Consider the following 15441-nt stretch of genomic DNA (forward strand, 5'->3'; position numbering starts at 1 on the left):
AGCTCGACGCGGGCGACGCCATGTATATTTATTACTACAACGAAATAATACGTGGGCGTCAGAGTGGCCGTAATACCCATAGGGGGCGAGGCCGTCCGCCTTCGCCCCCTCACCATAGAGACCTCCAAAGCCATGGTGCGAATCTTGAACCGCCCCCTAGCCGAGTTCATTGTGGTCAACCTCGCTAGACAAGGCATCGAGGAGATCATCATGGGGGTGCGAGGATACTACAACTACAAGGACATATACGACTACTTCGGCGAGGGCTATTGGCTGGAGAGGGAGTACGGCGTAAGGGTCAGGCTCAGGTACATGCCCAGAGCCGAGACCAGGGGCAACGCCGAGGCCGTCAAGATATCCCTGGAGTATTACAACATAAAGGAGCCCGTCCTCGTGGTGCAAGGCGATAACTTGTTCGAGATAGACTTGGGCTCCTTTTACAAAGTACACGAGGCCAATAAGGCCTTCATGACGATAGCCCTAAAAGAGGAGGAGAGAGTCGAGGAGTTCGGCGTAGCAGCCGTGGACGAGAGGATGAGGATCTTGAAATTCGTCGAGAAGCCTAAACGGAGAGAGGACGCCCCGAGCAATTTAGTGAACACAGGCCTCTACTTGCTCTCGGAGGATTTCTTGAACTTCTTCGAGGGCGAAGTGGGCTCTAAGCTGTACAAGGAGGGCCTCATGGACTTCGGCTCCAACGTCATACCGGCGGCTATAGAGGCGGGCTTGCCGGTATACGGCTACGTGACCAGGGGATTCTGGTTCGACGTAGGCAGCCCGGAGCGTTATCTGGAGGCCTCTCTGTACTTGTTGAACAACTTAAGCCCGTCAGATTTAGCCTCCGAGGAGATATTAGCCCGCGTGTTGGTCCAAGGGACGAGCCCCGAGTCCTTGGCGTTCAAGAGGGAGCTGAAAGAGCGTATAAACTCGGGAGATGTCAAGGTGGAGGGTAGCGTCTTGATAGGCAGACACGTCAAGATAGGCAAGGGCGTCCGCTTGCGCAACGCTGTTATAGACAACTACACGGTGGTAGGCGACGGCGTCGAGGTAGCGGATTCCGTCGTCATGGATAGATCGGTCGTGGAAGCCGGCGCGCGCATAGAGAGGAGCGTGGTGGGCAGGCACAGCTTCGTGGGCAGAGGCGCCCGCTTGATGGGCTCTGTCCTCGGCAACGACGTGACCGTGGGCGACAACGCTGTGTTGATAAATGTCAAAGTGTGGCCGCATAAGATCATCAACAACGGCGTCAGGCTCGAGAACTTCACGCTTACTTAACGTTTTTAGCACCCCCCTACGCATGGCCGATGGCGAAACTGCCCAGGCCCGGCCTAGGCGTGTATATCACTGCTAGATGGCCTGATCCGAGCGCCTTTTCGTCGTTCCTCAAGGCGATCGAGAGCCTTGCCGATTTCGTCGAGGTCGGCTTGCCCTCAGAGAACCCCAAATACGACGGGCCCTTCATAAGGGCTAGCCATAGATCCGTCCCTGTCAAGGGGCTAGAGGCCGTCAAGGGGATGTCGTTTCCTAAAAACACAGTGTTAATGGGATACGCGGAGGATTTCGCCGGCAAGTTCGACGAGTTGGCTCGCGTCGCGTCCGAGGCAGGGGCCGCGTCAGTCCTCCTGCCCGATCTACTCATAGATACGCCGGAGAGGCTGGACGACTACGTAAATGCCATGAGATCTCACGGGCTAGAAGTCGCCTTCTTTTTGCCGGGCAAATTCCCCTACCAGCTCGCCGAGAGGCTAGCTCGACACGATCCGCTCTTCATCTACATAGGCCTATACGCGGCCACTGGCATCAAGTTGCCCGTCTATGTGGAGAGGAATATAAGAATAGCTAGGGCCCATATCGGCGATGTCTACTTGGTGGCGGGCTTCGCCATAGATAGCGGCGAGAAGGCCCGAGCCGTCGTGGAGGCCGGCGCCGACGGCGTGGTGGTGGGGACTGCCGCCATGAGGCTCGTCAAAGAGAGGGGGCTAGACGCCGCCTTGGGCTTTTTGAACGAAATAAAGAGATCGATTAAATGAGGGCGTACGGGAACCTCTTAGCCGTATTGATAATCTGGGGCCTCGCCTATCCTCTGACCAAGTACTTAACAGCGTACTTCTCGCCCACTTTCATCGCCTTTTTCAGAGCGTTTGTGGGGTTCGTCGTTTTGTCGGCCGCGTCTAGGCCCGCCCGCCTCGACGGCAAAACCGCAGTGGTAGGCCTCCTGAACATGGGGGCCACGGTGTTGTTGATAAACATATCGCTCCTATTCGCGGGAAGCCCTGGCCTGGTCTCCGCTCTGATGTACACCCAACCGATTTTCGTGCTCGTGATATCGACGATAGCCTTCAAGGCCGCTGTTAAGCCCGGCGAGGTCCTCGGAGTAGCGCTGGGAGTCTTTGGCGTAATCGTGTCGACTATGGGAGGCGGGGCGAGCGCGTACGACGTCCTCCCGATCCTCGGAGGTTTTCTGTGGGCGCTCGGCACCGTGGCGTACAAGCTCTGGCTAGCGGATAGGCCTGTGTTGCCCACCACAGCCGCTATGAACGGAGCGGCGGCGGCCTTTCTCCTCCCAACGGTGTTTATTTCATATAGGGCCGACTTCTCGGCGAGGCCTCTCTTGCTCTTAATAGCCTTGGCCGTGTTGGCCCAAGGAGTTGCTTGGCTTCTGTGGTTCCGCTCGGTCCGCGAGCTGGGGCCTGTCAGAACCGGCGAGGCGTCCCTCCTAGTGCCGGTCCTCTCATACCTATTCTCCTACCTCATGCTAGGCGCCGTGCCCACGTTGTGCCAAGCGATCGGCTCAGCTCTAATACTATTGGGCATATCCACGATCTATATAGCTACGACAAAACTTAAATAGGTCCGTGTTGTTGCGGCTATGTCATCGGGGTGGATAGGTGGTACAACATAGCGGCGGATCTCCCCACGCCGTTGCCTCCGCCCAAGGATCCCGACGACGGCGATAGCAGGATCGCGCTTCTGACGAGGATCTTGCCCTCTGCGCTAATAGATCAAGAGTTCACGGCGGAGCGCTGGATACCTATACCCGAGGAGGTGAGGGACGCCTACAGGAGGGTGGGCCGACCGACGCCGTATAGGAGGGCCGAGGGGCTCGAGAAAGCCCTCGGCGTTAAGGTCCATATATATTACAAATACGAGGGGGCCTTGCCCGTCGGCAGCCATAAGCTCAACACGGCGTTGGCTCAAGCTTACTACGCCAAGCTGGACGGGGCCGAGGAAGTGGCGACCGAGACCGGGGCCGGCCAGTGGGGCATGGCGGTCTCCTTGGCGGCGGCCCTCTTCGGGCTGAAGGCCGTGGTGTTCATGACCAGGTCCTCGTACGAGAAGAAAAGGCAGAGGGTCGTGTTCATGAGGACTTACGGCGCAACGGTGTACCCGAGCCCCAGCGAGATCACCGAGACGGGCAAGAAGTTCTACAAGCCTGACCACCCCGGCTCGCTCGGCATAGCCATCTCGGAGGCGGTTGAGTACACGCTGGCAGGCGAGAGGAGGCGATACCTCCCGGGCAGCGTGCTCGAGTTCGTCCTAATACACCAGTCGGTGATAGGCCTCGAGGCGATCCAGCAGATGCCCGAGGAGCCCGACTACGCGGTCGGCTGCGTCGGCGGTGGCTCGAACTTCGGCGGCTTCGCCTATCCCATGATAGGCATGAAGCTGAGAGGCGAGGGCTTCGAGAAGACCAAGTTCCTAGCGGCTGAGTCGGCCGCGGCGCCCAAGTTGACGGCCGGCGACTACAAATACGACTTCCCCGACGCGGTGGGGATCTTGCCCATGATCAAGATGTACACCCTAGGCCATGACTACGTGCCGCCCGCCGTGCACGCGGCCGGTCTCCGCTATCATGGAGCTGCGCCGAGCCTCTCCTTGCTAAAAAGGCTGGGCCTCGTAGAGGCGGTGGCGTATAGGCAAGAGGATGTGTTCGAGGCGGCCGTCTTGTTCGCCAGGTCCGAGGGCATCGTGCCGGCGCCCGAGAGCGCCCACGCCGTTAAGGCCGTAATCGATATCGCCAAGAAGTTGCCGCCGGGCTCCGTGATCGCCTTCAACTTGTCCGGCCACGGCCTACTCGACGTAGACGCCTACGAGAAACATGTCGCTTAGAAAACTCGGCGAGGGGAAAACCTTGACGTTCGAGGAGAGCTATTCGCTAGCGCTCTCCATGCTCAAGGGCGAGGTTGGCGACGTCGAGGTAGCCGCGGCCCTCACGGCCATGAGGGTGAGGGGCGAGGCGCCCGAGGAGATAGCGGGGTTCGCCAAGGCCGCCCGCGAGACTTGCGTGAGGGTCGACATAGGCGATCTGCCCGCGATAGATACAGCCGGGACGGGCGGCGACGGCCAGAGGACTATAAACCTCTCCACGGCGGCCGCCTTGGTCGCGTCGGCCCTCGGAGCCTACGTGCTCAAACACGGCAATAGGTCCGTCACGAGCCCCACGGGTAGCGCGGACTTCTTGGAGGCCCTTGGCTATAATATCAACCTCAAGCCCGACGAGGCGATCGTCGCGCTGAGGGCGTCCAGGTTCGCCTTCCTCTTCGCGCCGGCCTACCACCCGACGTTTGCGCGGGTCGCGCCGATACGTAAGAGGCTCCCGTTTAGGACAATATTCAACTTAGTCGGGCCTCTGGCCAATCCGGGCCAAGTGAAGAGGCAAGTCATAGGCGTGGCTGAGCGGCGCCTAGTGCCGGTGATGGCTAACGCCGCGGTCCACCTCGGCCTCGAACACGTGCTGGTGGTGCACGGAGAGCCCGGAGTGGACGAGGCCTCCCCGGAGGGCCGCACGATAATCGCCGAGGTCAGAGGAGGGAGGGTCGAGGAGTACGAGCTAGCCCCTGAGGATTTCGGGGCCAAGAGGGGGAGGATACCTAGAGCGGACACCAAGGAGGAGTCTGTGGCGAGGACGCTGGGCGGGCTGAGGGGCGAGGACGTCGAGGCGGCCAACGCCATAGCTATCAACGCAGCCTTGGCCCTATACGTGGCCGGTTTGGCTAAGGATCCCAGAGACGGCTACGAGGCGGCTCTTGAAGCCATTAAGTCGGGCCGCGTGGCCCGCCACGTGGAGCTCGTCGTCAAGGCGAGTAGGCCATGACCTTGTTGAAGATATGCGGCTTGACCAGGCGCTCAGACGTGGAGCTCGTGGACGAGGTGGCGGACTACGCGGGCTTTATCGTAGATCCGGAGACCCGCTCGCCCAGGAGGATACCCCCCAGCTTGGCCAAGGACTTGGCCTCGGTCTTGAGCAAGGCCAAGCCCGTCGCAGTCTTCGACTCATACGACCCGGCGAGCGCGGTCGACCTCGCGGCTGCATACGACTTCCCCATAGCGCAGATCCCGCGTAAGCTCGACGCAAGTGTGGTCGAGAGGGCCGAGGAGAGGGGAATCGCGTTAGCGCCCGTGGTTCTCTTCGGGAGGGACGACGTCGTGGAGGAGGCCGCGCGGTTGTCGTCGGGCGATTTCGAGTACGTGTTGGTCGACGCGATCAAGGAGGCGGGGTTGAGGTACGAACACGGCCTCAAGGTGCCCTTGGAGCTGATAAGGAGGGTCGCGCCGTTGAGGAGGGTCGCCATAGCGGGGGGCATAACGCCCGAAAACGTGGAGCGCGTGTTGGAGTACAACCCCTATATGATAGACGTGGCCAGCGGGGTTGAGTCCGAGCCCGGGGTCAAGGACAAAACCAAGGTTATGGCCCTCGCCGAAAAGGTGAGAGGTTTTAAAAGAGGAGCTATATAGGCGCGTGATTCTGGTGCTGGTCCACTCGAACGACGAGGACGTGATGTCCGAGGCCTTGAGGGGGTTCCCCAACGTGGAGCTGGGGCGAGGAGTTGCGGTGACTTGGGAGCCCAGAGAGGTCGTGGAGAGGGCCTTGGAGAAGGTCAAGAGGGAGCTCTTGAGGCGATGGGAGGCGGAGGGCTCAGGCCCCGTGTTCGAATATGCCGCGATCCCCCTCTCCGAGGAGCAGTACAACGCCCTACGTCATATGGCGAGGAGGGCCTTGGACGAAAAAGCCGCCGCGTTGGCGAGGGAGCTCAGGAGATTGGCGGCCGAGATGCGGAGGGGCGGAGGGCGGTCCCGAGAGCTCAAGGCAAAGTTCGGAAGGCTCGCCAAGTCGACAGCCCAAATAAACGAGGCGGCCGCCAAGCTCGGCCTATACACGTCGGCGGTCGCGGATCTACAAGAGGCGTTTAAAGAGGCCAACGCAGAGTATTTAAAGCTGAAGTAGGGTATGTCTATGCTTAGACCCGAGGAGTTGAAGAGGTTCATTAAGAGGAGCAACTCGGTGCTCGTTGTCTGGGACGTCCAAGAGGCCTTAGTGAACTCGATATTCAACAAGGAAGAATTCTTGGTAAAATTAAAGGAGCTAATAGAGGGCGCTAGGAAGTTCGACGTGCCCGTAGTGTACACGAAGATAACGCCGTTTCCCGAGAGGTTCGCCTCGCCGTTTAGGAGGAGCTGGAACCCAGGCGATATATACAAGGACGTCTATCCGCGCGAGGGCGACGTCGTGCTCAACAAGAACACCACGTCGATATTCGTGGGCACCAACTTCGAGCTATTGTTGAGGAACGCGGGCATCACCACGATAGTCTTCACGGGAATAGCCACAGAGATCGGCGTCGAGACCTCCGCGCGCCACGCCCAAGCGCTCGGCTATTTGCCCGTCGTGGCCAAGGAGGCCGTCTCCTCGGCCGACAAGGCGGCCCACGAGAGGTCCCTCGCCAATTTGTCTAAGTTGCTCCCGGTGTTGAGCAACGCCGAGATATTGGAACTCTGGGAGAAGAACCCCTAGTTAGCCTTATTTACCCACGCGCCGGTTTTTCGCGTGGCCGAGGTCCAGAGGATCTCGACAGGCATAGAGGAGTTGGACAAGGCGCTCGAAGGGGGAATACCCCAGGGCTCTTGGGTGGTGGTCACCGGCGAGCCCGGCGTGGGGAAGTCCATATTGTGCATGCACTTCGCATACGCGGGGCTGAAGGTGGGGGACCCGGTAGTGTACGTGACCACCGAGCAGGAGTTCAAGGACGTGATGACGCAAGCCAAACAATTAGGCATGGATTTCTCGAAATACTCGACGTACAGCCTGGGGTGGAGGAGAGAGCCCGAGGAGTTGCCCCAAATAGTCGTCGTGGACATATTCGGCCTCCTCAAAGTGGCGAGGCAGTTGACGGAGAAGGCCAAGGAGGCTGAGGGAGCTAGGCGATACGCCGCCCTCTCCGTGGACACCTTGATCGAGGCGATAAACGAGGCATACAAAGTGCTCGAGGTCGTCGAGGAGGAGAGGGGGGCGCCGACGAGGCACGTCAGGCTCGTGATAGACTCGATGTCGGCCTTCTGGGTAGATAAGCCCGTGATGGCGCGCAAGTACTCCTACCAGCTCAAAATAGCGACGCATAGGGACAACGTGACGGCGCTTCTCACGAGCCAATACGCGCCCACGACCGGGCAAGCCTACGGCTTCGGGCTAGAGCATATAGCCGATGGCGTGATCCACATGTGGATGGACGACGTGGAGACCGCGAGGGAGGTCCGCAGACACCTCATTATCAAGAAAATGCGCATGACCAATCACTCCCGCCGCGCGTTCGACGTAGAGATAGAGCCGGGGAGGGGGCTGGTGCTGAAGCCTATATCATCCTGAGTATTAGCTCGTTTATCTCAGGGCCTCTGTACCCCAAATCGCCCCCCTCAGAGAAGCTCTTCTTCACGTCCTTGAACCCCCCGATCGGCGGATGGAGCCTGAAGAAGGGCTTGAGGTACGGCACGCATAAGACCTTGCCGTCTCTCCTGGGCCAAACGCCTTTCTTCGGACACGCTATTCTGTCTATCTCGCCGGATACGTACGCCAAAGCCAGCTCCTCGTAGCTGTTCCACCCGTACTTCCTTAAGTGATCGAGCGTCAAGGGCTTATCGCCTACTATTCTGCCTCTTTTGGCCAAAACTTGGGCCAAGGTGTCCGCGTCGATCTCGCCCCACGTGATCCAATTCTGCGCCTTCCTCAACATGCCCTCGACCTCGGGCCGCCCCACGACGAGCGACATGACGAACTTCCTCCTCAATCTGAGATAGCTCAACGTGCTCTCGACGTCTCTCGGCGTGTTCACGACGCCTTTGATCCTCACTACTGCGTATCGCGGATACACAACCACCTCCTTCTTCGCCTCGGCGAGCGTCGTCATAGCTTGAACCTATAGGTGTTCCTCAAGGCGTTGTAGGTGGCCAAGGCGAAGTTGAGCGTGGTCCTAGTATCGCCGAACGTCTTAGTCCAGACATCTCTAATGCCCGCGAGCCTGAGGACGGCCTTGGCCACGTCGCCGGCCACGAGCCCCACGCCCTTCGGAGCCGGGATGAGCTTGATCTTGACGCTCCCAGATTTACCCTCGACGACGAACGGCACCGAGTGCGGCTCGTCGCAAGAACACCTCCAGGAGCCGCACCCCCTTCTGACCGGGATTATGTTAAGCTTAGCCTCCCTAATCGCTTTCTCTATGGCCTGCCTCACTTGTCTAGCCTTGCCTATGCCTATGCCGACATAGCCGTCCTCGTTGCCCAGCGCGACCACTGCTTGGAACTGGCTCACTTCGCCCGCATCGGTCTGGCGCTGAACGATGTTTATGCTGAGCAGCTCTTGTTTCAAATTGGGGAGAAGCGCGTCGACTATCTCCGGCTCTTTTATCAACATATTCGCCGCGAATATCTCATCTATCGTCCGGATTTTCCCCTCCTTCACCATCTGGCCCAGCTTAGTCCTGGGCTCCCACATCGAAAGATCAATAGCGCTCATCGCCGTGCTGAGCTCCAGCTGTATTTAAACGTTACCGTATCCTCTTCGCCGTCCTCCACGAGCGCCTTACGCACTCCTCCGCGATTCTTCCGGTCCTCAAAGCCGATATCGTCTTGGGGTCTGAGGGGTACCCGGAGCCGAAGTCGCCCATATAGGCCTTGAGCACGTCAACGAGCCGATCCCTGACGACCTTTGCTACTATGCTGGCCGCCGCGACGGCCGGAACGCGCTCGGCCTTATGCATCGCCACCACCTTACGCCCGGTCAAGGCGCTGAGCCGGGACGCGAGCCGCGAGGGCTTGGGGTCCGGGCTGTCGACGTAGTAGACGTCGGCCTCGCAGAGCCCGATCAGCAGAGCCATCTTCTCGTATTCAAGCTCATTGAGCCCATGCCTCTCCACCCAGACGTCGATTACATGGGGCTCAATTATTACATAGTTTACACACGTAGCCGCGTCCAAAATAGCGGCGTATAGCCTCTCGCGCGCCCGGCGCGATAACGTCTTCGAGTCCCTCACGCCGAGCGATCCCAGCTCCTCCTCGCGACCCGCCACTATGGCGATGACCATGGGCCCTACGACGGGCCCCCGCCCCGCTTCGTCTATGCCGGCCACGACCATATATAAATCCGCGCGGAGGGCATAATATGGACGTGCCCAAGGAGCTCTCGGGTTATCTCCAGCTAGTCGATGACGGCGGGGTTAAACACTTGGCTTGTAGGAAGTGCGGCAAACGGTTCTTCTCCCTTAAAGATGCGGCGAGGCACTTGGCCGAGGTCCACGGCGTCAAGCTCGCGGCTCAGTTCTACGAGAAAACTTAAAACGAAAGAACCGGAGGCGGCTCGTGATCCACCCTAAATGGTACGAGCGCCACGTCCGCCACTTCAACGACGCGCTAAGGGCCCTCGAAGAGGGCGATCACAAATCGGCGTGCTATAACGCCTACGTCTCGGTGGAGGCCTTAGCTAAGGGCATACTGGGCTATGATCCCTATGGCCACTACCAGAGCATAAAGAGGTTGCCAGCGCTGATCAGAGAAGTAGCTGGCGCCGAGCCGCCGGAGGACGTGGCCAAGTGCGCTACGTGTCTCGAGGCCAAGGCCTTTGGAGAAGACGGCGCCACGTGCGTGAAATGCGCCGAGGTCTTGAGCAATTACCTCTACGTGTTCTTGAAGGCCATAGAGAGGGCCAAGCAGATTTGGAGGCCCTACTGACATCCGGCGTAGGCCTTGGCCTCGTTGAGCACCCGCACGAGCGACTCTAGCGAGAGCCTACCGGTGTTGGTGTTCCGAGGCGATGGGTGGTAGGAGGCGTAGATCCTCACAGAGCCCGCATCAGCGTAGGCCCCGTGGGCGAATTCAGGCGCCTTGAGCCCCAAGGCCTTGAACACAGCGCTCCACGCCAGCCTTCCCAAGGCCACCACGGCCTTGGGCTTCACGAGCTCCAGCTCTGCCTTAAGCCAAGGGAGGCAGTTCTCCACCTCCTCTGCAGTCGGCCTATTCCTCGGCGGGGCGCACTTGACGGCCGAGGTTATATAGACGCACCTCACCTCCGTGCCGTCGTCTTTAGAAACGCTGAAGGGGTGGTTGGAGAGCCCGAGCGCGTGGAGGGCCTTGAATAGGAATTGCGCCGAGGAGTCGCCTGTGAACATCCTGCCCGTTCTATTGCCGCCATGCGCGGCCGGCGCTAGGCCCACTACCATCAACTTGGCCTTAATATCCCCCCACGGCGGCACCGGCCTCCTCCAGTAATGTTGCCCGGAGAATCTAGGCAGAGGCGGCACGCCCTCCCTATAAGCGACCAGCCGCGGGCATCTCCTGCACTGGACCAACGCCTTGATGAGCTCCTCCATGCTCAAAACTTATATAGATGTTAATAAAGTCCGGCGATGGTTCGCCGTTTTAAACCGGCGATTAAGTATAGAAGAGGCAGTAGGACTCACGGCTGGGGCAGAGTCGGGCAGCACAGGAAGAGCGGCTCCTCGGGCGGCAAGGGCTTAGTGGGCTTCCACAAGCACAAGTGGTCTTTCGTCATGGTATACGCCGAGGAGACGTCCGGCTGGCCCTTCTACGGCAAACACGGCTTCAAACAGCCCAAGCCCTTAACGGTGCAGTGGAGGCCCATAAACGTGGGCAAGCTGGAGGAGTTGATATCTGAGCTCGAGAAGGAGGGGAAGGCGGTCAAGGAGGGCGATAGGTACGTGGTAAATCTGCTGGAGCTCGGCTACAACAAGCTACTCGGCGGCGGCAAGATAGAGAGGGCCGTCGTCGTCTACACGCCGGCGGCCACCGAGGAGGCCGTGAAGAAGGTAGTGGGCGCGGGCGGCGAGGTCCGCGTAGTCCACGGAGTTATCCACAGATAATGGAGGCCCTCGACCCAATCCTAGAGCGCCTTTTGACCGTCCAGAGGCCCAAGAGGCCGTTGCCGCTCTCGACCCGCTTGATGTGGACGGCGCTAGCCGCCGTGGTGTATACGCTAATGACCATCACTCCCCTCTGGGGCATCCAGAGGACCGCCCCGACGGGGGCCGTCGCGACTATATTCTACAACCCGCTAGTGTCCACGATATTCGGCTCCACGTTCGGCACGTGGGCCCAGCTCGGCATAGGCCCGATAGTCATAGCCGGGATAATCATGGAGATACTCCAGTTCTCCAACTTGTTACCTTTCGACTTAGAGGACAAGAGAGATAGGCTTAGGTTCTCGGCGTTTCAGAAGCTCTTGGCCTTGATCTTAGCAGCCGGCGAGGCCTCTGCCACAATAGCCATGGGCGCGTTCGGCCCCCTCGCCCCGATACAAGCCGCGGCTGTGGTGGTTCAGTTGCTCGTGGCGACGCAGATAATCATACTGCTCGACGACATGATAGCGAAGGGCTGGGGTTTCGGCGGTAGCGCCGTGAACTTGATCATACTGTTGTCGATAACCAGGACCCTCTTCGTAGACCTCTTTTCCTGGAACATGCCCACTTATCCCAACGTGAACCCCGCTGACAATCCCGCCATGCAACTGCCCCTCGGCTTCGTGCCGGCCCTCGCCGTGGCTATATACAATACTATATACGGCACAGGCCCTGGGCTCCTCGCGTTGGCTTTTAGACAAGTGGGCACGTTGGCCCTTCCCGATATAGTAAGCCTCGCCGCGACTTTGGCGTTGGCCTACATACTCGTCTATATAGAGCAAATGCACGTGAACATACCGACGGCTTACACTCAGTACTGGGGCTTCAGGATAAACATACCTCTAAGGTTCATGTACGTCTCGGTGATACCCATAATATTCACCGCATACTCCCTCATATTGGCCGAGCAGATAATAGCCGGGTTCGCGGCCTTGACCGGCGGCATCTCGCCCGCCTTGGCGGTCCTCCTCACGGCCATGACGCCGGCCAGGATACTATCCCCCGACTACGTGGCTATACACATAATCCTATACGCGGCGCTCGCGGCGATCTTCGCTTGGTTGTGGGGCCAGATAGGAGGCATAGGCCCAGACGAATACGCCAAGAGCTTAGTCGAATCGGGCCTGCACATACCCGGGTTCAGGCAGAGCGAAAAGATAGTGGCCAAGATCTTGAGGAGGCCCATAAATACGTTGATCTTGTTGAGCGGCTTAATGGCGGGAACTCTGGCGGCTATAGGCGATATATTCGGCGTATGGGGCTCTGGCATAGGCCTTATTCTGCTCGTCGAGATCGGGCTAGGCTACTACACGCAGATAGTGCAAGAGGGGTTGATGGAGGTGTACCCAGGCCTCAAGCGCGTGCTGAGCAAGTGACCGCCGACAAGAAATTCGCTGATAGGCTAAGGGACGTGATAGACCTCTTGGAGGGCGCGATCCAAGATGGCGATTGGGAGCTGGTCGAAGAGGCCGTGGAGGAGCTGAGGTCTCTCCTAGGCGATCTGGAGGAGAGCTAAATTTATACGGAGAAGCTCCGTCGTGGATTTCGCGATACCTCACGACATTTTGTCCGAGGCTCCCGACGAGGAGAGCAAGGTGAGGAAGTTGGGGTATATAGCGAGGGCGGCCGCTGTCTTTAGGATTGAGAAGATTTTGATATACACTTACGGCGGCAATGTGGACTGGGACGAGGTGGAGAAGATGAGGCTGTTGTTGGAATACGCGGCGACGCCTCCCCATCTCAGAAGGCGCGTCTTCAAGCTAGACAAGAGGCTCAGGCTAGCGGGTCTTCTACCCCCTTTGAAGATACCCAGCCATCTCGCCCCCAAGGACCCCTCCGTAGGCGATGTGGTCGAGGGCGTCGTAGAGCGGTGGGACGGCTACTACTCCCTAGTATATATAGGCGCTGGGAAATACGCCAAGGTCCCCAAGCCTTATCCCATAGGCTCCCGCTTGGCGGTCAAGATAGAGGCCGAGACAGATAGACCGGACATATTTAGGGCAATAGTCCTCAAGAAACCCCCCGATTATTGGGGGTATAAAGTCGAGGTCAAGCCATTCGCCAAGCTGGCCGAGGGCTACGACACGGTCATATATACCGGGAAAGAGGGCCGCTCGATATGCGAAGGCCTCCCCAGGCCCGTTGGGCGCACGCTCGTAGTCTTTGGAGGGCCGAGGGCAGGCGTCGACGAGATAGCCAAGGCCGAGGGGGTCGAGCTCAAGGGCCTTTTCCTCAACTTCATCCCGAGGCAAGGGGCTGAGACTGTCAGGACCGAGGAGGCCATCTTCGCGGTCTTGGCCCTTCTCAATTACGCAAGCGTCTGTAGCGCAGGGGTACCCATAAAGAGGAGGTAAAAAGAGTTGAGGGAAAAAGGAGGGTTTGCCCCCTTATTTCTTCTTGCCGATCAGCCTCCAGACCTTTATGCCGGTATACGGCGAGGTGGCCACGGCGAATATCATGGGGCCGCGGGCTGTGTTCTTCTCGACGGTCTCGTACTTGTCGGTCTCGAACGCTTGTTTGGCCTTTATGTCGTAGAACTTCAGCTTCTGCGGCATGTCGCTCCGAACGCTTAGATATATACCTCTAGCGGTTAAGAAAAAAGTTTTTAGGGTCAGTATACGCGAAGGGGCATGGGCGGAAGGCAGAGGACTAGTTTGTTCATGACGTCGGAGGAAGAGGCGAAAAAGCTAGGCATCGAGACAAGTGGCGAGGAGCAAGGCAAGAAGGAGAAAAAGAAAAAAGAAAAGAAATAATTATATAAATCTAACTCTTTTTATAAATAAAGTTATTAATACAAAATCTATTATAATAAATATATGCATCATTGTACAATAAAGACAGAGGGCTTCGAGCACCGCGAACTCGACGTAGAGCAGATAGGGCAATATCGCGAGCCCCACCAGTCGCCAATAGAAAAGCGCCTTGAGCAAGCCGCGGTTGTTGGCGTAGAAATACGCGGCCACCATGACGATATTTGCAGCGAACCACGCCGCGGCGAGCCCGTCTAACGGTATCGGGCCGACGTGCGAGTAAGGGCTTGTCAACACCTTGACGCAGTCGATCGTCACGCCGGGCAGTATTCTGCTAGGCAGATAACACCCGGGCGGCGCGGTCTCCAGCACGTACCACATATAGAGGACGAGGGCCGAGGAGATCAAGCCGCCGATAGAGAACGCGATGAGTAGAACGAACCACGCCCTCCGCCCCATGGGCTTGGGCTCTGACCGATATTTTTACTATTTCGCTAGACGAGCCCTGCCAACGTCTTCATATATATATCGACTTTGTGGGCTAGGCCGAATCTGGATAGATCCCTCTCGATAAACTTAGCCGCCTTCGATTTATCCATCGGCGTTATTGCGCCGTTCTTGTATACCGACAACGGCGGGACGTCTCTGTCCACGAGACCGTACACGTGCGACATAGGCCCTATGTACTTGCCGCCGTATATCAGTGAGCCGATGGCCGTCTTCACGAACTCGCCGATGATCGGGCCCAGTTTGGGGTATTCCCTATTGCTGTAGCTAGGCCTTATGGGCCCTAAAGTGTTCTTCAAGTTGGACACGGTGGTGCCTGCTCCGAGGTTCGCGAACGCCGATACGTAGCTGTCGCCCAGATAGCCGTGGTGTTCCTTGTGGACGAACGCGTCCACGATGGAGTTCTTTACCTCGTCCCTCGCCTTCACGCCGTAGTACAACGCGGCGCCGGGCCTCACGTAGGAGAACGGGAGCACCTCCGAGTCGGGGCCTATCACGGCCGGCCCTAATACGTAGGTGTACTCGTGTGTTTTGCCCCACACGACGACCTCGCCCTTGACTACGCCTCTTACATCCCCCTTGACCAACTCCACGTTGAGCTCCTTGAGCTTGTCAATCGCTAGTTTCATTATCTCCAAATTGTTGGCGATCAAGTCGGCGTAGGTCTCTAAGGGCTCGCAACCCTTAATCGGATCTCCTCCCAGATCCGCGCGTTTACCTCCGCAGTCGACCGAGAGGGACTTCAACAAATAAGGAGCGATAGTCACGTCGACCTTCGGCACGTCGTTGGGCAACTCGCCGTATTTGATCTCGACGTGACAGTATCTGCTCAAAGAGAGGGGGAGCCCTAGGTCCGGGCCCTCGACGTATACGATCACTTTATCCGCCTTATTACATAAGGCCAGAGCGGCCAACTCGGCGATTCTGAAGCCGCCCACGATAGCCAACGGCGCCGGTATCAACAACCTCGGCCTCAACTCGCCCGTCAAAGCCAACTCCATGTG

Annotated in this window: 23 protein-coding genes; 16 read left to right on the forward strand and 7 right to left on the reverse strand. The window is 58.5% G+C overall.

Features of this window, described 5'->3' with window-relative positions; all coding sequences use genetic code 11:
* Positions 1 to 51: 51 nt before the first annotated feature.
* The 9 genes from ACZ5PA_RS03120 to ACZ5PA_RS03160 are packed head-to-tail and all read left to right on the forward strand — an operon-like array spanning position 52 to position 7642.
* Complete coding sequence (locus tag ACZ5PA_RS03120; RefSeq protein WP_464930831.1) at positions 52 to 1275, forward strand: sugar phosphate nucleotidyltransferase; 1224 nt, start codon at positions 52 to 54, stop codon at positions 1273 to 1275.
* 29 nt (positions 1276 to 1304) lie between these two features.
* Complete coding sequence (trpA, locus tag ACZ5PA_RS03125; RefSeq protein WP_464930832.1) at positions 1305 to 2030, forward strand: tryptophan synthase subunit alpha; 726 nt, start codon at positions 1305 to 1307, stop codon at positions 2028 to 2030.
* The gene (locus ACZ5PA_RS03130) at positions 2027 to 2851 is read left to right on the forward strand and encodes a DMT family transporter (protein ID WP_464930833.1); all 825 of its coding nucleotides are present in this window, start codon (positions 2027 to 2029) and stop codon (positions 2849 to 2851) included. The genes trpA and ACZ5PA_RS03130 overlap by 4 nt, the downstream gene beginning before the upstream one ends.
* Before the next feature lie 29 nt (positions 2852 to 2880).
* Positions 2881 to 4110 (forward strand): TrpB-like pyridoxal phosphate-dependent enzyme, encoded by a 1230-nt coding sequence (locus tag ACZ5PA_RS03135; protein WP_464930834.1) that lies wholly within the window; start codon positions 2881 to 2883, stop codon positions 4108 to 4110.
* On the forward strand, positions 4100 to 5095 hold the full coding sequence (gene trpD / locus ACZ5PA_RS03140; RefSeq protein WP_464930835.1) for an anthranilate phosphoribosyltransferase: 996 nt from the start codon (positions 4100 to 4102) through the stop codon (positions 5093 to 5095). The genes ACZ5PA_RS03135 and trpD overlap by 11 nt, the downstream gene beginning before the upstream one ends.
* Positions 5092 to 5736, forward strand: coding sequence for a phosphoribosylanthranilate isomerase (locus ACZ5PA_RS03145; protein WP_464930836.1), 645 nt, complete (start codon positions 5092 to 5094; stop codon positions 5734 to 5736). The genes trpD and ACZ5PA_RS03145 overlap by 4 nt, the downstream gene beginning before the upstream one ends.
* 4 nt (positions 5737 to 5740) lie before the next feature.
* A complete protein-coding gene (locus ACZ5PA_RS03150; protein ID WP_464930837.1) occupies positions 5741 to 6226 on the forward strand; it encodes a hypothetical protein in 486 nt (161 codons plus the stop codon).
* Positions 6227 to 6229: 3 nt separating this feature from the next.
* Complete coding sequence (locus ACZ5PA_RS03155) at positions 6230 to 6793, forward strand: cysteine hydrolase family protein (RefSeq protein WP_464930838.1); 564 nt, start codon at positions 6230 to 6232, stop codon at positions 6791 to 6793.
* 33 nt (positions 6794 to 6826) lie between these two features.
* A complete protein-coding gene (locus tag ACZ5PA_RS03160) occupies positions 6827 to 7642 on the forward strand; it encodes a KaiC domain-containing protein (protein WP_464930839.1) in 816 nt (271 codons plus the stop codon).
* Here the strand turns inward: ACZ5PA_RS03160 and ACZ5PA_RS03165 are convergent.
* Genes ACZ5PA_RS03165 through rnhB form a run of 3 tightly spaced genes read right to left on the reverse strand, consistent with a single transcriptional unit; the run spans position 7629 to position 9404 of the window.
* Positions 7629 to 8180, reverse strand: coding sequence for a 50S ribosomal protein L30 (locus ACZ5PA_RS03165; protein WP_464930840.1), 552 nt, complete (start codon positions 8178 to 8180; stop codon positions 7629 to 7631). The genes ACZ5PA_RS03160 and ACZ5PA_RS03165 overlap by 14 nt on opposite strands.
* Complete coding sequence (locus ACZ5PA_RS03170; RefSeq protein ID WP_464930841.1) at positions 8177 to 8785, reverse strand: 30S ribosomal protein S5; 609 nt, start codon at positions 8783 to 8785, stop codon at positions 8177 to 8179. Before ACZ5PA_RS03170 ends, ACZ5PA_RS03165 begins: the two co-directional genes overlap by 4 nt.
* A gap of 31 nt (positions 8786 to 8816) precedes the next feature.
* On the reverse strand, positions 8817 to 9404 hold the full coding sequence (rnhB, locus tag ACZ5PA_RS03175; protein WP_464930842.1) for a ribonuclease HII: 588 nt from the start codon (positions 9402 to 9404) through the stop codon (positions 8817 to 8819).
* Positions 9405 to 9430: 26 nt separating this feature from the next.
* Between rnhB and ACZ5PA_RS03180 the strand changes: the two genes are divergently transcribed.
* The gene (locus ACZ5PA_RS03180) at positions 9431 to 9604 is read left to right on the forward strand and encodes a hypothetical protein (RefSeq protein WP_464930843.1); all 174 of its coding nucleotides are present in this window, start codon (positions 9431 to 9433) and stop codon (positions 9602 to 9604) included.
* A gap of 23 nt (positions 9605 to 9627) precedes the next feature.
* Complete coding sequence (locus ACZ5PA_RS03185) at positions 9628 to 9996, forward strand: HEPN domain-containing protein (protein WP_464930844.1); 369 nt, start codon at positions 9628 to 9630, stop codon at positions 9994 to 9996.
* Here the strand turns inward: ACZ5PA_RS03185 and ACZ5PA_RS03190 are convergent.
* Complete coding sequence (locus ACZ5PA_RS03190) at positions 9990 to 10634, reverse strand: uracil-DNA glycosylase (protein ID WP_464930845.1); 645 nt, start codon at positions 10632 to 10634, stop codon at positions 9990 to 9992. The genes ACZ5PA_RS03185 and ACZ5PA_RS03190 overlap by 7 nt on opposite strands.
* 36 nt (positions 10635 to 10670) lie before the next feature.
* Between ACZ5PA_RS03190 and ACZ5PA_RS03195 the strand changes: the two genes are divergently transcribed.
* Genes ACZ5PA_RS03195 through ACZ5PA_RS03210 form a run of 4 tightly spaced genes read left to right on the forward strand, consistent with a single transcriptional unit; the run spans position 10671 to position 13534 of the window.
* Positions 10671 to 11144: an uL15 family ribosomal protein gene (locus ACZ5PA_RS03195; protein WP_464930846.1), complete on the forward strand. Its 474-nt coding sequence runs from the start codon at positions 10671 to 10673 to the stop codon at positions 11142 to 11144.
* Positions 11144 to 12556: a preprotein translocase subunit SecY gene (gene secY, locus ACZ5PA_RS03200; protein ID WP_464930847.1), complete on the forward strand. Its 1413-nt coding sequence runs from the start codon at positions 11144 to 11146 to the stop codon at positions 12554 to 12556. Before ACZ5PA_RS03195 ends, secY begins: the two co-directional genes overlap by 1 nt.
* On the forward strand, positions 12553 to 12696 hold the full coding sequence (locus tag ACZ5PA_RS03205; RefSeq protein ID WP_464930848.1) for a hypothetical protein: 144 nt from the start codon (positions 12553 to 12555) through the stop codon (positions 12694 to 12696). The genes secY and ACZ5PA_RS03205 overlap by 4 nt, the downstream gene beginning before the upstream one ends.
* Before the next feature lie 22 nt (positions 12697 to 12718).
* Positions 12719 to 13534 (forward strand): putative RNA uridine N3 methyltransferase, encoded by an 816-nt coding sequence (locus ACZ5PA_RS03210; protein WP_464930849.1) that lies wholly within the window; start codon positions 12719 to 12721, stop codon positions 13532 to 13534.
* 33 nt (positions 13535 to 13567) lie between these two features.
* Here ACZ5PA_RS03210 and cc1 read toward each other — a convergent pair whose 3' ends face one another.
* Positions 13568 to 13735: a DNA-binding protein CC1 gene (gene cc1 / locus ACZ5PA_RS03215; protein WP_013680911.1), complete on the reverse strand. Its 168-nt coding sequence runs from the start codon at positions 13733 to 13735 to the stop codon at positions 13568 to 13570.
* Positions 13736 to 13810: 75 nt separating this feature from the next.
* On the opposite strand from cc1, the gene ACZ5PA_RS03220 reads away from it, so the two are divergent.
* Positions 13811 to 13933: a hypothetical protein gene (locus ACZ5PA_RS03220; protein ID WP_464930850.1), complete on the forward strand. Its 123-nt coding sequence runs from the start codon at positions 13811 to 13813 to the stop codon at positions 13931 to 13933.
* Here ACZ5PA_RS03220 and ACZ5PA_RS03225 read toward each other — a convergent pair whose 3' ends face one another.
* Complete coding sequence (locus ACZ5PA_RS03225) at positions 13934 to 14389, reverse strand: vitamin K epoxide reductase family protein (protein ID WP_464930851.1); 456 nt, start codon at positions 14387 to 14389, stop codon at positions 13934 to 13936.
* A 35-nt stretch (positions 14390 to 14424) separates the two neighbouring features.
* Entirely contained in the window at positions 14425 to 15438 is a 1014-nt protein-coding gene (locus ACZ5PA_RS03230) for a sugar phosphate transferase (RefSeq protein ID WP_464930852.1), read from the reverse strand.
* Between the last annotated feature and the right edge of the window lie 3 nt (positions 15439 to 15441).

Source organism: Thermoproteus thermophilus (genome assembly GCF_055392855.1).

Bases quoted from the DNA above. Each gene is read 5' to 3' on its own strand.
- ACZ5PA_RS03155 (WP_464930838.1), top strand. From the start codon at position 6,230: ATGTCTATGCTTAGACCCGAGGAGTTGAAGAGGTTCATTAAGAGGAGC.
- ACZ5PA_RS03220 (WP_464930850.1), top strand. From the start codon at position 13,811: ATGGGCGGAAGGCAGAGGACTAGTTTGTTCATGACGTCGGAGGAAGAG.
- ACZ5PA_RS03190 (WP_464930845.1), bottom strand. From the start codon at position 10,634: ATGGAGGAGCTCATCAAGGCGTTGGTCCAGTGCAGGAGATGCCCGCGG.
- secY (WP_464930847.1), top strand. From the start codon at position 11,144: ATGGAGGCCCTCGACCCAATCCTAGAGCGCCTTTTGACCGTCCAGAGG.
- trpD (WP_464930835.1), top strand. From the start codon at position 4,100: ATGTCGCTTAGAAAACTCGGCGAGGGGAAAACCTTGACGTTCGAGGAG.
- ACZ5PA_RS03180 (WP_464930843.1), top strand. From the start codon at position 9,431: ATGGACGTGCCCAAGGAGCTCTCGGGTTATCTCCAGCTAGTCGATGAC.
- ACZ5PA_RS03165 (WP_464930840.1), bottom strand. From the start codon at position 8,180: ATGACGACGCTCGCCGAGGCGAAGAAGGAGGTGGTTGTGTATCCGCGA.
- ACZ5PA_RS03225 (WP_464930851.1), bottom strand. From the start codon at position 14,389: ATGGGGCGGAGGGCGTGGTTCGTTCTACTCATCGCGTTCTCTATCGGC.
- rnhB (WP_464930842.1), bottom strand. From the start codon at position 9,404: ATGGTCGTGGCCGGCATAGACGAAGCGGGGCGGGGGCCCGTCGTAGGG.
- ACZ5PA_RS03230 (WP_464930852.1), bottom strand. From the start codon at position 15,438: ATGGAGTTGGCTTTGACGGGCGAGTTGAGGCCGAGGTTGTTGATACCG.
- cc1 (WP_013680911.1), bottom strand. From the start codon at position 13,735: ATGCCGCAGAAGCTGAAGTTCTACGACATAAAGGCCAAACAAGCGTTC.
- ACZ5PA_RS03130 (WP_464930833.1), top strand. From the start codon at position 2,027: ATGAGGGCGTACGGGAACCTCTTAGCCGTATTGATAATCTGGGGCCTC.
- ACZ5PA_RS03170 (WP_464930841.1), bottom strand. From the start codon at position 8,785: ATGAGCGCTATTGATCTTTCGATGTGGGAGCCCAGGACTAAGCTGGGC.
- ACZ5PA_RS03145 (WP_464930836.1), top strand. From the start codon at position 5,092: ATGACCTTGTTGAAGATATGCGGCTTGACCAGGCGCTCAGACGTGGAG.
- trpA (WP_464930832.1), top strand. From the start codon at position 1,305: ATGGCGAAACTGCCCAGGCCCGGCCTAGGCGTGTATATCACTGCTAGA.
- ACZ5PA_RS03195 (WP_464930846.1), top strand. From the start codon at position 10,671: ATGGTTCGCCGTTTTAAACCGGCGATTAAGTATAGAAGAGGCAGTAGG.